Genomic DNA, 12968 nt, shown 5'->3' with positions numbered 1-12968 from the left:
GATTTTTATGACGAACGAGGAACAACAATCGATTCCTGGTCATTTTGTTATGGATACGCAGAGGGCGATGTTACTTCCGCCAGAATTGAAAGCTGCACCTTCTGAATCATTAACAGAACAATTATTTATTGAGAGATCGTTAACTGAAAATCGCTTTTGGCTAAGGATTATGAAGGAGCACGCACTTTTTCTTGGTGAAGGATTTAACCGAAAAGACACTAACTTAATTCAACAGGTGGATCAATTTTTTCATCTTTTTGATCGACATTTACAAAAAGCGTTTTCTATCCCTCAAACTGTTCAAGCAGTCAGGCAATTAAATGAAGAAAGTATCCAGCTCGTTTATGCATTTCGTAATTATAAAAGAAATCTTTTAATTTTAATTATTAATTGTAAAGTAAGTGGGTTTAACTTTCCGTTATTAGTAGATCATATTGCGCGAGAAGCAGAGTATTTTATACGAACACTTCAGAAATTTAATGAAGGGAAAATGGATCCAATTCAAGATGCGATCATTAGTGAAAATGTATTTTGGTTAAGAATTATGATGGAACATTCTCGTTTTATTGCCTCATTACTTGATCAATCAGAACGAAATTTAGTTCATACCGCTTTAAAATTTGGTGATGATTTCGAAGTTCTTCTTAGTCAAGCTAGAGATGTAGAATCAATGTTATATCAGAAACAACCAACATACCCCATTATCGGAAAGATGAATAAAGATAGTGAAAACGCTACAGTTGAATTGAGAAATTTCAAAAAAGCAGGATTGGAACTTATTCAAACATGTCAAATTCGCAATGTAATTAATCCACTATTAGCGGATCATGTTGTAAGGGAGGCGGAGCATTTCTTATTTATGATTCATGTGTTAGAAGAAAGGTTGAAGCAAAAACAGGTGCAACAGTCGATGGGATGAGGGGTATACCAGTATGAACGATATATAGTAAGAAATATATTTATCAGGAGTTTTTCAAAACATGAAATTTTTAATATACAGTTACGAATAGTATTTTTAGTGAAAAACGGTAAGTCCTTCATTAAGGAATTATCGTTTTTTTTTTTGAGGTGTTCTTTCGACCTATAATAATGGTCATGCAATATTCCTGTAAAATAGTCAACAGTACCTTGTAATAAATAGTAGTAAATGGTATATTATGGTTAGTGTAAGTACCTTGCATTAATTAGTACTGATAAAAAGGAGGATTGTCTTTGAACGTCCAGTTTAAGAAAGGTGTGCTGGAGCTTTGTGTACTGGCACTTGTTAAAAGAAAAGATTGTTATGGGTATGAACTTGTTCAAGAGATTTCTAATAAATTTTTAATATCAGAAGGTTCCGTTTATCCGTTGTTACGCCGATTAACGAAAGAAGGGTATTTTCAAACATATTTAAAAGAATCAACGGAAGGACCACCGCGTAAATATTATCAATTAACAGATCAAGGAGAAGAACAACTACATTTACTTGTAACGGAATGGCGTGATTTCGCTAAAGGGGTACAGGAAATTATTGAAGGGGTGTAATGATATGAATCAAGAGCAATTTCTTCAGGAATTATCAACACATCTTAGAAAGCTACCAGAAGAAGAAAGAAGAGATATTCTATATGACTATGAGGAACATTTTCGATTTGGGTTAGAAGAAGGGAAGACAGAAGCAGAAATTATAAAGGGACTTGGCTCGCCAAAAGCGATTGCAAAAGAGATGTTAGCCTTATATCGTTTTGATGAGATGAAAAAAGATCCGTCTGCATCAAATATAACAAGAGCTGTTACGTCGGTAGTTGGGCTTAGTTTATTAAACTTCATTATTGTATTAGGACCTTTAATTACAATTGTAAGTTTTATATTCTCACTGTGGATTGGAGGGATTTCCTCCGTTATAGCACCATTCCTAGTCGTGATTAAGATACTAACTGGCACTTTTTTATGGCTTGATATATTTGTTTCTATTACATTTTTTGGGATTGGATTATTAGTATGTATCGGTGCTTACTACTGTACAAAATGGTTTAAAAATCTTTGTATACGTTACGTCAATTGGAATCTCAAAATGATTAGAGGGGAAAAATAAGATGAAAAAAATAATGTTAGTAGCCATTGTTTGTATTGTAGTTGGCATTATTGGTATATCACAAACATATTCGGAGATGGTAGATGCGGCGGAGCAGAAAGAAACGGAAAAAGTTATAAAAAATGAGGCAATTAAAAATGTAGATATTGAATTAGATGCTGGAGATATTGTGATTCAAAAAGGAAAGGATTCTTCTTTCTATGTGAAACAGTCAGGAAATATTGAAAAACAAAGAGTGAGTGTTAATGAAGAAGGAGATGTTTTGGGAATAAAAGGGGAAACAAAAGAAGGATTTTTATTTGACTTTTCATTTTTATCTTCGGGGTTTAAAGCAACAAAGCTAACGGTTGTTGTTCCTGAGCGTACTTATCAAGAAATAAAAATGAAATCATCTGCAGGTGAGATTACAATAAGTGAGGTGAAGAGTGAACGTGTAGAAGCCTTAACTCTTGCTGGAGATGTTGCAATGGAGCGAGTGTCAGCAAAAACAGTAGAAGGCTCTTCAAAAGCAGGAGAAGTGGAACTAAACAGAACGAACGGTAAAGTCGTTGCCAAAACAGCTAGGGGAGATGTAAAGGTTATGGATCATGATGCAAAATACGATTTAGAAGCAAATTCAGAAGCGGGAGACATAGATATTCGTTTACTTGAGAAGCCTCAGAATGCAGTTGTGAGCGGTAAGACGTATGCAGGAGAAGTAGAAATTTTTCAAACAGAGGACAGGAATGTTACATTTGGCGATGGTAGTGTGAAAATCACGGGAAAAACAGCTGCGGGAGATGTTAGCATTCAAGTGAATTAAACATAGACAAGTGAAGATCATTTTCGTTTTATATAATGGAAAGGAAAGAACGTTAAAACGCGACTGTTCATGCAAAGTACAGATTTTTAAGGAAGATGCCAGAGACGTCACATTTAGAAATGACGGTGTGCAAATTGAGAGGAAAACAGCTATGGACGATGGTATAATTAACGTACATTAAAAAATAGACCATTTCGGTCTATTTTTTAATGTAGGTCACGATATACACCAATTACTTTTCCGATAACAGAAACGGTATTTAAAATAATTGGTTCTAAAGAAGAGTTTTCTGGTTGTAGACGGAAGTGATCTTTTTCTTTATAAAAGCGTTTAACTGTGGCTTCATTATCTTCTGTTAGAGCGACGACAATCTCACCATTGTTTGCGGAATGTTGCTGACGAACAACAACTAAATCTCCATCAAAAATACCAGCTTCAATCATACTATCTCCAGATATTCGTAGCATGAATACTTGATCAGCTCCAGCAACGATACTTGCAGGGAGTGGGAAATGCTCTTCCACACTTTCTACAGCTGTAATCGGTAAACCAGCTGTAACTTTTCCGACAATTGGTACTTGAACAACAGATTGTGTGCTAATTTCGATTCTTTCTTCTCCTAAAATTTCAATCGCTCTCGGTTTCGTTGGATCGCGTCGAATATATCCTTTCTCTTCTAGACGTGATAAATGTCCGTGCACTGTAGAACTAGAAGCAAGGCCGACTGCTTGACCAATTTCACGTACGGAAGGCGGGTAACCTTTTTCCTGTACTTTCAGTTTAATGAAGTCGAGAATGTCTTGCTGGCGTTTGGTTAACTTTTTCATTTTTTAACACCTCGTTTTTTCGTTTTTCTTATTCATAAGTATACCATGTGAAAAAACATTCTACAAACATAAGTTCGAACATGTAAGAGATTTATGCTAAACTAATAAAAAAATCAAAAAGAGGAAGAGGGTTTCAAATGAATGCAATCATTTATGCTCGTGTAAGTACAACGAAAGAGGCACAAGAAACATCATTGGCACGTCAAAAAGATGAATTGTTGCATTTAGCTGAGCGATATCAAATGAATGTTATAAAGGTGGTTGAAGAACAAGCAAGTGGTTACACGATTGAACGTGAAGGAATATTGGAAATATTAGATATAATACGGGACGAGCAAATTGAGGTACTTCTTATTCAAGATGAAACAAGGCTTGGCAGAGGAAATGCGAAGATTGCTTTAATGCATTGCTTATATAAAGAAGGAGTAAAAGTGTATACGCATACACATAACGGTGAATTGCAGCTGTCTGATTCTGATTCAATGGTACTTGATATTATTAGTATCGTGGAAGAGTATCAAAGGAAAATTCATAACTTAAAGATTAAACGTGGCATGAAAAGAGCGGTAGAAAGAGGATTTCGACCGGAGAAAAACTTGAAAAACCGACACTTGAGTACGGGGCGTGAGAAAAAAGAAGTGCCGATTGAAGAGATTGTTCGTTTGCGCCGCAATGAATTAACTTTTGAAGAGATTGCTGCGACACTTCGTGGATTTGGATATGATGTTTCTAAAGCTACTGTGCATCGCAGGTATGTGGAATATACGAAGCAATTGCTTGATAAACAAGACTAACTATTGTATGATAATAATCAGTTTTTAGTAGAAAGGGGATTCGAGATGCTAAGTCACGAACTCATTGAACGCATTAACTTCTTAGCGAGGAAAGCGAAGAATGAAGGTTTAACTGAAGAAGAACAACGGGAACGTCAATCGCTCCGTGAACAATATTTAAAAGGATTTCGCCAAAACATGTTAAACGAATTAAAAGGAATTAAAATCGTGAATGAAGAGGGGAAAGATATTACCCCAGCGAAATTAAAAGCGTTAAAAAAGAAAAATAATGTCAAGCTAAATTAAAAGATGGGGCAAGCCCATCTTTTTTATTTTCATAGAAATATATAGTGGTGTAGTTTCTTTAGATCTTCATTTTATTACCGTCCAGTTCTGATTGAGAGTTGCTTCAACCACTTTTCTTTTCAATATATAGTTTGCAATGATTTCAGACATATCAATCGGTATGTCTTTTATAACCGGTTTATTTTGATACATAAAGTAGTTCCCGCCACCGCTTGCCCGGTAATTATTCATAACAACATCATACTCATCCGTAAGAGAAAGAGGCTTTCCTTTGTAATGTAGGGAAACAACTCTTTCTCCAACTGGTTTTGAAATGTTTAGTATGTATGAAATACCTTCCCACATATCATAATTATAATGTTGTGGCTTTGGCTTGATATAGGCAGGGGTTACAACAATCTCTCCGGTTTCATTCAATGAGAAATATTCAGCAGATCGTTCAAGCGCTTCCAGAATATCTTGTCCTGTAATGCGAATGACTTTTAATGTGTTTGGATAAATGTAATTAGAAACAATATCGCGCATTGTAATCTCATTTGGGAATCCGGGAGATGCATTGTGAAATAAACTTGTACAAGAAATATCAACTTCAGCTACGTCCATTTGTACTTTATTGATAAATTCGATAAAAGGATGATCCTGTAAACGAACTTGCATCGGATCATGAACTTTCATATCGCCAACAATTGTACCAATTGGTTGATCAAGCCATTTTTGCGTTCGCTCTTCATAGTCAGATACGAGTGAAAGTAACGTATGATCTGCCGGAACATCTTCTACAGATAGCAGTTCAGAACGACATGTTTTGATGGTCCACCGACTATTATTTTGTTCCAATTCTATTTGAACTTTCCCTAATGAATGGCCATTACATCCAGGTTGTAACACAGTTACACCATTTATTGTTTCGTTTTCGATGAAGCGGTGTTGATGACCAGTTAGTAAGATATCGATTCCCTCTATTTCATGACACATGGCAAAACCTTGATTTTCCCCTGTTAAAGTTTCCGTTGGTGCGCCGGACTGTAAATCTCTTTCAAATCCACCGTGATAAGCTACAACTAATACATCAGGTGCTTCATGCTTATAAATAAAAGAAACCCATTTTTTTGTTGTTTCTAATGCGTCTTCAAACTGTAAATCTTGAATATGATGCGGTTGCTCCCAATTTGGAATGTAATGTGTTGTAACTCCTAAAATAGCGATTTTTATATTTGGTTCGATATGCTTGATCAAATAAGGCTTCCCAAAATAAGGTTTTTTTGTTCTTTTATCTAAAATATTTGCACAGAGATAAGGCATATTAGCATGTGAAACGGCTTTATTTAGTATGTCCATTCCGTAATTAAACTCGTGATTTCCAATAATGGCTGCATCATAGTGGATGTAGTTAGCAAGTATTGTCATCGGATTATCTTTATCACTTTCGTAAGTGGCATAGTGGTAAGTAAACGGTGTCCCTTGAATGAAGTCACCGTTGTCAATTACGATGACATGTTTATGCTGTGAACGCTCCTGCTGGATACGTGTTGCGATTTTTGCTAATCCAATTTCTGCGCTTTCGTTATTTCGGTAATGAAGTGGATAAACGGTTCCATGTATATCGCTTGTAAGTAGAATATTGACTTGTACAGTATGATGTTCTTTCAATCTCAATCATCCTTTTATATTATTTATACATTTATCATAACAAATAAATATAAATACGATTGTATATAATGTTTAGAATGTGTAAAGATTCTGTAAATAATACTTTGTGTTAGGAATTTTATGGTATATTTCTACGTGTTTACAGCTCGTCATTTTATGAATAAGAAAATGGAGGATTTCACATGTTAAAAAAAGTTTTCATGATGGGGGCGACGGCCATACTAGCAGCCAGTCTACTAAGTGGTTGTGGGACAAAGGAATCAAGTGCAACGAAGAGTGAAGAGAAGAAAAAAGGATATGTACCGAAAACATTAAATGTTCAGTTTGTTCCTTCACAAAATGCAGATACGTTAGAGGCGAAAGCAAAGCCGCTTGAAAAGTTGTTAAGTGATAAGCTCAATATTCCTGTTAAAGTTAGCGTTTCCACGAATTACAATACGATTGTCGAAGCGATGGCATCTAAACAGGTAGATGTAGGCTTTTTACCACCAACTGCCTACGTGTTGGCACATGAGAAGAAAGCAGCCAATGTCATATTACAGGCGCAACGATTTGGAGTAGACGATGAAACAGGTCAACCTACAAAAGATTTAGTAGACTTTTATAAATCTGAGTTTGTCGTGAAGAAAGAGTCAAATATTAATAGTATTAAAGATTTGAAAGGGAAAAAAATCGGATATCAAGATGTTACATCTTCTGCGGGATATGTTTGGCCAGCTGCAGTTTTAATGAAGGAAGAGATTGATCCATTAAAAGATGTGAAACCAGTTACATTAAAGGGACATGATCAGTCTATTATTGCTCTTTTAAACGGTGATGTTGACGCGGCAGTTGTATTCCAAGATGCTCGTAATATTGTTAAAAAGGATTATCCAGATGTATTTGATAAGACAAAAATTATAAAGTTCACTGAAAAAATTCCAAACGATACAATTGCGGTGCGTTCTGATTTAGATGCAGAATGGAGCAAAAAGCTGCAAGATGCCTTTATTGAAATTGGAAAAGATGAAGAAGGGCATAAAATTATAAAGGAAGTCTATTCACATGAAGGATATGTTAAGTCTGATGACAGTAAATTTGATATCGTTCGTGAATACGGAAAGAAAGTAAAAACACAGTAACTGAATAGGTGAACTGCCAATGTTGAATGGCCGACTAACGAAGCTGTAACGTAGTTTTTGTTAGTTAGCCGTTTTTCTGTTTCGTAAAACAAGTAGAAAGTAGGTAAGAAGTGTGATTGAGTTTCGAAATGTTTCGAAAATATATCCGAATGGTACAAGAGGTTTAAATAAGATCAACATAAAAATTCATACAGGCGAATTTATTGTTATGGTTGGGTTGTCTGGTGCAGGGAAATCGACGCTCCTTCGTTCTATTAATAGACTGCATGAAATTACAGAAGGTGAAATTATCATTGATGGACAATCGATTACGAAGGCAAAAGGAAAAGAATTACGACATATGCGCCGGGATATCGGAATGATTTTTCAAAATTTTAATCTCGTAAAACGGTCTACCGTGTTGAAAAATGTGTTGGCTGGACGCGTTGGGTACCATTCAACATTGCGTACCGTATTGGGACTGTTTCCGAAAGAAGATGTAGAACTTGCATTTCGAGCGTTAGAGCGGGTGAACATTTTAGAAAAGGCATATATGCGTGCTGATGAGTTATCAGGAGGACAACAGCAACGCGTTTCAATTGCGCGAGCCTTGGCACAAGAAGCAAAAATTATTTTAGCTGATGAACCAGTTGCGTCGCTAGATCCCCTGACTACAAAACAAGTGATGGATGATTTGAAGCAGATCAATAAAGAGTTTGGGATTACTACAATTGTAAATTTACATTCGATTGAATTAGCGAGGGAATATGCTACGCGGATTATCGGGTTGCATGCAGGGGAAATCGTATTTGACGGGACGGTAGAGGAAGCGACAGATGAAACATTTGCTGAAATTTATGGATCTTCTATTGAGCGGCATGAATTGCTAGGAGTGGCGGCGAAATGAGAGATGTAACAATGACTCATACAAAAAACATTCCGAAGCCGCCGAAGAAGTTAAAGCACATATTCACAGTGACTTTAATGATTGTATTACTTTGGAGTAGCGGCATACAAGTGGATGCATCATTTATGAAGCTTATAACAGGCTGGCCGAATATGATCGATTTATTAAAGGAAATGGTACCTCCAGATTGGAGCTACTTTCAAGTCATTACGACTGCTATTTTAGAAACAATTCGCATGGCGATTATTGGTACAACTTTCGGAGCTATTCTATCTATTCCACTTGCTGTATTAGCAGCCAATAATGTGTTTACAACTGCTCTTTTATATGGCCCAGCTCGGTTTGTGCTAAATTTTATTCGGACGATACCAGATTTATTATTAGCAGCTATCTTTGTTGCGATTTTTGGAATTGGTCCGCTTCCGGGAATTTTCGCTCTTATCTTTTTTTCAGTTGGAATCATTGCTAAATTATTGTACGAATCGATTGAAGCAATTGATCTAGGTCCGTTAGAAGCGATGACAGCTGTAGGAGCGAATAAAATGCAATGGATTGTATATGGAGTGATGCCACAAGTAATGGCGCAATTTGTTTCCTATGTATTATATACGTTTGAAGTAAATGTGCGAGCAGCAGCTGTTTTAGGCTTAGTTGGTGCGGGTGGTATCGGATTATATTATGACCGTACACTTGGTTTTTTACAGTATCAACAAACGTCTTCTATTATTATTTATACACTTATTGTTGTGTTGTTAATTGATTATATAAGTACAGTATTACGGGAGAAATTATGATGAACAAACCTACAGTGATTGTGCCAAAACCGAAGCAAATGAGTTTATATCGTTGGATGATCTTTATTGCATTGATGCTCTTATATATATGGGCATTTTCAGGAATACCTGTTGAGGGGATAAAAGATACAGCGGGACAAATTACAAAAGCGATTTTATCTGGGATCGTGAATCCAGATTGGACATATGTCTCTTTACCAGGTGGTGAAGATTTATTGCACGGTTTAGTGGATACATTAGCAATTGCCATATTAGGTACGTTTGTGTCTGCTTTTCTTTCTATCCCATTTGCATTTTGGGCAGCTAAAAATATGAATGCAGGGAAAGGAATGTCATCAATAGGAAAGTTTGTGCTTAGTTTTATTCGTACATTCCCTGAATTAGTTATGGCACTGCTATTTATAAAAGCAGTGGGACCAGGGTCTTTCGCAGGTGTTTTAGCATTAGGATTACATTCTATCGGTATGCTAGGGAAGTTGTACGCAGAGGGAATTGAAAATATAGAGAAGGGACCTATTGAAGCCTTGGTGACGAATGGAGCAAATCGTTTTCAAATCCTTTGGTATGCGGTATGGCCACAAGTATTACCCGACTTTTTATCTTATACGCTCTATCGTTTTGAGATTAATGTCCGATCTGCGGCGATTTTAGGTGTTATTGGGGCGGGCGGAATAGGTACACCACTTATTTTTGCATTAAGCTCAAGAAATTGGCCGAGGGCAGGAATCATTTTACTTGGAATTATTATTATGGTAATTATTGTTGATTTTCTTTCAAGTTCAATAAGAAAACGAATTGTATAGCAGTCGGATATGTATTGTTTCAGTATGCAGAAACAATACATATTTTTATAGGGGAAGAGGTAGGTGAAAAGATAAAAAATGAAGCAATAAGATATTTGTGTATAAATATACGGATAATTTATTTTATTTTTAATATAAAAACAAGGAAAAAGTATGACAGATTGAATGCCCATACATTCAAAGGATTGCGTTGTTTTTTTATAAAAAACAAAAAAACATCAACATATTTGTCGATACATGTTGTATAATCTTGCGTGGGAAGCTATCATATAAATGTATAAAACGTTTACTAATATAAGCGAAGGGAAGAATAGCATGTCACATTCAATCGAACAACTTTCTATCAACACGATTCGCACATTATCCATTGATGCGATTGAAAAAGCAAACTCTGGTCATCCAGGAATGCCAATGGGGGCAGCACCAATGGCTTATACATTATGGACTAAGTTTATGAAACATAATCCAAATAATCCAACTTGGTTTAACCGCGATCGTTTCGTATTATCTGCAGGTCATGGTTCTATGCTGTTATACAGCTTACTTCATCTATCTGGTTATGATGTAACAATGGATGATTTAAAGAACTTCCGTCAATGGGGAAGTAAAACACCAGGACATCCAGAATTCGGTCATACACCAGGTGTAGACGCAACAACTGGTCCACTTGGACAAGGTATTTCAACTGCTGTTGGGATGGCGATGGCAGAAAGACATTTAGCAGCGAAATATAATCGTGATGCATACAATGTTGTAGATCATTATACATACGCAATTTGCGGTGATGGTGATTTAATGGAAGGCGTGTCTGCTGAAGCATCTTCGTTAGCAGCACATTTAGGCTTAGGACGACTAGTTGTATTATATGATTCCAATGATATCTCATTAGATGGTGATTTAAATCGTTCATTCTCTGAAAGTGTAGAAGATCGCTATAAAGCATACGGATGGCAAGTAATCCGCGTTGAGGATGGCAATGATATTGAAGCAATTGCAAACGCAATTGAAAGCGCGAAAGCTGACGAAAAACGCCCAACGCTAATTGAAGTAAGAACAACAATTGGTTTCGGTTCTCCAAACAAATCAGGAAAATCAGCTTCGCATGGTTCTCCGCTTGGTAAAGATGAAACAAAATTAACAAAAGAAGCATACGCTTGGACTGCACAAGAAGATTTCCACGTACCAGCAGAAGTATATGAAAACTTCCGTAAAACAGTGCAAGATGTTGGTGAAAGAGCACAAGCTGAATGGAACACAATGTTCGGTGAATATGCAAAAGCATACCCAGAATTAGCAAATGAATTACAAATGGCGATGAAAGGTCTGCTTCCAGAAGGCTGGGAACAAAATCTACCAACTTATGAAGTAGGATCAAAAACAGCAACTCGTTCTTCTTCAGGTGCTGTTATTAATGCAATCGCAGAAGCTGTACCATCATTCTTCGGTGGATCTGCAGACCTTGCTGGTTCTAACAAAACATATATGAATAACGAGAAAGATTTTACAAGAGCTGATTACAGCGGTAAAAACATTTGGTATGGTGTACGTGAGTTCGCAATGGGTGCAGCAATGAACGGTATCGCACTTCATGGCGGTTTAAAAACTTACGGTGGTACATTCTTCGTATTCTCTGATTACTTACGCCCAGCAATTCGTCTTGCGGCATTAATGCAATTACCTGTGACATATGTATTCACGCATGATAGTATCGCTGTTGGTGAAGATGGTCCAACACATGAACCAATCGAACAATTAGCAGCTCTTCGTGCGATGCCGAATGTTTCTGTTATCCGTCCAGCTGATGGTAACGAATCTGTAGCGGCTTGGAGATTAGCTTTAGAATCTACAAAAACACCAACGGCATTAATTTTAACTCGTCAAGATCTTCCTACATTAGAAGGTGCAAAAGAAGATACTTATGAGAAAGTGTCAAAAGGTGCATATGTAATTTCTGCAAGCAAGAAAGAAACAGCTGATGTCATCTTACTTGCAACTGGATCTGAAGTAAGCTTAGCAATTGAAGCGCAAAAAGCGTTGGCGGCAGATGGTATAGATGCATCTGTTGTCAGCATGCCATCTATGGATCGTTTTGAAGCACAATCTGCTGAATACAAAGAATCAGTATTACCAAAAGCAGTAACAAAACGTTTCGCAATCGAAATGGGTGCTACATTCGGATGGCATCGTTACGTTGGTCTTGAAGGCGACATATTAGGTATCGATATGTTTGGTGCATCTGCTCCTGGTGAAAAGATTATGGAAGAGTACGGATTCACTGTAGAAAACGTTGTACGTAAAGTGAAAGAAATGCTTTAATAGCTTTGAAAAATCTCTCCGATATGGAGAGGTTTTTCTATGTAAATGACTGAATTCGACAGAAAAAGTTTTTTCTTTTTCCGTAGTCAGACAATCATTGCACATATTCTTCTATATAATGTAGAGAAAAAGATTGTCCAGATCGGGAGGAGAAAAATGAAAACGTATGAATTGTATTTAATTCAAGAAGATATTGCGAAGACATACTTTGGTCGTGAATCTTTGCTTTTTGATTTATTTGTTCGATTTTCAGAATCTGAATCCCTTTCGGAAAAAAAAGTACTATATAAGCAGATGATGTATATTACGATGCCTTTACAAGTCATAAAAATTCATCATAAATTAGAACAAGCTTTACACCATTTAGGGAAATATAATAGAACATATCATACACATATGCTGTATACAGGGACGGAATACGGAGAAATAATGGTGAAACCACAGTACATTCGAATGAATACCTCTGGAAATGTTTCAATGGAGACAACTTTTTTTGAGGTGCTCAGAAAATGTGAATTAACATTTTTAGCAATGGATTATGAAAATAAGAAGTATGGTTGGCTAAATCCTCTCAAGCAAGCACGAACATATGTATAAAAAATGTCGAATATCATCT

Annotated in this window: 14 protein-coding genes; 12 read left to right on the top strand and 2 right to left on the bottom strand. The window is 36.4% G+C overall.

Features of this window, described 5'->3' with window-relative positions:
* The first annotated feature begins 7 nt into the window (after positions 1–7).
* From MR059_RS17080 to MR059_RS17065, 4 genes are all read left to right on the top strand, one after another.
* The gene (locus tag MR059_RS17080) at positions 8–919 is read left to right on the top strand and encodes a DUF2935 domain-containing protein (protein ID WP_048723363.1); all 912 of its coding nucleotides are present in this window, start codon (positions 8–10) and stop codon (positions 917–919) included.
* 293 nt (positions 920–1212) lie between these two features.
* Complete coding sequence (locus MR059_RS17075; RefSeq protein WP_012094789.1) at positions 1213–1524, top strand: PadR family transcriptional regulator; 312 nt, start codon at positions 1213–1215, stop codon at positions 1522–1524.
* Between the two features lie 4 nt (positions 1525–1528).
* Positions 1529–2074, top strand: coding sequence for a DUF1700 domain-containing protein (locus MR059_RS17070; RefSeq protein WP_012094788.1), 546 nt, complete (start codon positions 1529–1531; stop codon positions 2072–2074).
* 1 nt (position 2075) lies between these two features.
* Positions 2076–2876 (top strand): DUF4097 family beta strand repeat-containing protein, encoded by an 801-nt coding sequence (locus tag MR059_RS17065; RefSeq protein WP_210351728.1) that lies wholly within the window; start codon positions 2076–2078, stop codon positions 2874–2876.
* A gap of 206 nt (positions 2877–3082) precedes the next feature.
* Here MR059_RS17065 and lexA read toward each other — a convergent pair whose 3' ends face one another.
* A complete protein-coding gene (lexA, locus tag MR059_RS17060; RefSeq protein ID WP_242161918.1) occupies positions 3083–3703 on the bottom strand; it encodes a transcriptional repressor LexA in 621 nt (206 codons plus the stop codon).
* A 137-nt stretch (positions 3704–3840) separates the two neighbouring features.
* On the opposite strand from lexA, the gene MR059_RS17055 reads away from it, so the two are divergent.
* Together MR059_RS17055 and MR059_RS17050 are read left to right on the top strand one after the other, a co-directional pair.
* Positions 3841–4497, top strand: coding sequence for a YneB family resolvase-like protein (locus tag MR059_RS17055; RefSeq protein ID WP_012094785.1), 657 nt, complete (start codon positions 3841–3843; stop codon positions 4495–4497).
* Between the two features lie 45 nt (positions 4498–4542).
* A complete protein-coding gene (locus MR059_RS17050; protein ID WP_012094784.1) occupies positions 4543–4782 on the top strand; it encodes a DUF896 domain-containing protein in 240 nt (79 codons plus the stop codon).
* A gap of 66 nt (positions 4783–4848) precedes the next feature.
* Here MR059_RS17050 and MR059_RS17045 read toward each other — a convergent pair whose 3' ends face one another.
* The gene (locus MR059_RS17045) at positions 4849–6432 is read right to left on the bottom strand and encodes a bifunctional metallophosphatase/5'-nucleotidase (RefSeq protein WP_012094783.1); all 1584 of its coding nucleotides are present in this window, start codon (positions 6430–6432) and stop codon (positions 4849–4851) included.
* A 182-nt stretch (positions 6433–6614) separates the two neighbouring features.
* On the opposite strand from MR059_RS17045, the gene MR059_RS17040 reads away from it, so the two are divergent.
* From MR059_RS17040 to sirA, 6 genes are all read left to right on the top strand, one after another.
* Positions 6615–7553 (top strand): phosphate/phosphite/phosphonate ABC transporter substrate-binding protein, encoded by a 939-nt coding sequence (locus MR059_RS17040; RefSeq protein ID WP_012094782.1) that lies wholly within the window; start codon positions 6615–6617, stop codon positions 7551–7553.
* 112 nt (positions 7554–7665) lie between these two features.
* Entirely contained in the window at positions 7666–8439 is a 774-nt protein-coding gene (gene phnC, locus MR059_RS17035) for a phosphonate ABC transporter ATP-binding protein (RefSeq protein WP_210351726.1), read from the top strand.
* On the top strand, positions 8436–9233 hold the full coding sequence (phnE, locus tag MR059_RS17030; protein ID WP_012094780.1) for a phosphonate ABC transporter, permease protein PhnE: 798 nt from the start codon (positions 8436–8438) through the stop codon (positions 9231–9233). The genes phnC and phnE (MR059_RS17030) overlap by 4 nt, the downstream gene beginning before the upstream one ends.
* A complete protein-coding gene (gene phnE, locus MR059_RS17025) occupies positions 9233–10036 on the top strand; it encodes a phosphonate ABC transporter, permease protein PhnE (protein ID WP_242161917.1) in 804 nt (267 codons plus the stop codon). Before phnE (MR059_RS17030) ends, phnE (MR059_RS17025) begins: the two co-directional genes overlap by 1 nt.
* Positions 10037–10351: 315 nt before the next feature.
* Positions 10352–12352: a transketolase gene (gene tkt / locus MR059_RS17020; RefSeq protein WP_012094778.1), complete on the top strand. Its 2001-nt coding sequence runs from the start codon at positions 10352–10354 to the stop codon at positions 12350–12352.
* 156 nt (positions 12353–12508) lie between these two features.
* Positions 12509–12949, top strand: a complete 441-nt coding sequence (gene sirA / locus MR059_RS17015) for a sporulation inhibitor of replication protein SirA (protein ID WP_012094777.1) — start codon at positions 12509–12511, stop codon at positions 12947–12949.
* Positions 12950–12968: the final 19 nt, after the last annotated feature.

Source organism: Bacillus cereus group sp. BfR-BA-01522 (genome assembly GCF_022662635.1).
In the GTDB taxonomy this organism is placed as follows: Bacteria; Bacillota; Bacilli; order Bacillales; family Bacillaceae_G; genus Bacillus_A; species Bacillus_A cytotoxicus.
The sequence above is the reverse complement of the archived record's forward strand: the minus strand, read 5'-3'. Positions and strand labels throughout refer to the sequence as shown.

What these genes read in the sequence shown, in the direction of transcription:
- MR059_RS17080 (WP_048723363.1), top strand. Translation starts at nt 8, where the DNA reads ATGACGAACGAGGAACAACAATCGATTCCTGGTCATTTTGTTATGGAT.
- MR059_RS17070 (WP_012094788.1), top strand. Translation starts at nt 1,529, where the DNA reads ATGAATCAAGAGCAATTTCTTCAGGAATTATCAACACATCTTAGAAAG.
- MR059_RS17065 (WP_210351728.1), top strand. Translation starts at nt 2,076, where the DNA reads ATGAAAAAAATAATGTTAGTAGCCATTGTTTGTATTGTAGTTGGCATT.
- lexA (WP_242161918.1), bottom strand. Translation starts at nt 3,703, where the DNA reads ATGAAAAAGTTAACCAAACGCCAGCAAGACATTCTCGACTTCATTAAA.
- MR059_RS17055 (WP_012094785.1), top strand. Translation starts at nt 3,841, where the DNA reads ATGAATGCAATCATTTATGCTCGTGTAAGTACAACGAAAGAGGCACAA.
- MR059_RS17050 (WP_012094784.1), top strand. Translation starts at nt 4,543, where the DNA reads ATGCTAAGTCACGAACTCATTGAACGCATTAACTTCTTAGCGAGGAAA.
- MR059_RS17040 (WP_012094782.1), top strand. Translation starts at nt 6,615, where the DNA reads ATGTTAAAAAAAGTTTTCATGATGGGGGCGACGGCCATACTAGCAGCC.
- phnE (WP_012094780.1), top strand. Translation starts at nt 8,436, where the DNA reads ATGAGAGATGTAACAATGACTCATACAAAAAACATTCCGAAGCCGCCG.
- phnE (WP_242161917.1), top strand. Translation starts at nt 9,233, where the DNA reads ATGAACAAACCTACAGTGATTGTGCCAAAACCGAAGCAAATGAGTTTA.
- tkt (WP_012094778.1), top strand. Translation starts at nt 10,352, where the DNA reads ATGTCACATTCAATCGAACAACTTTCTATCAACACGATTCGCACATTA.
- sirA (WP_012094777.1), top strand. Translation starts at nt 12,509, where the DNA reads ATGAAAACGTATGAATTGTATTTAATTCAAGAAGATATTGCGAAGACA.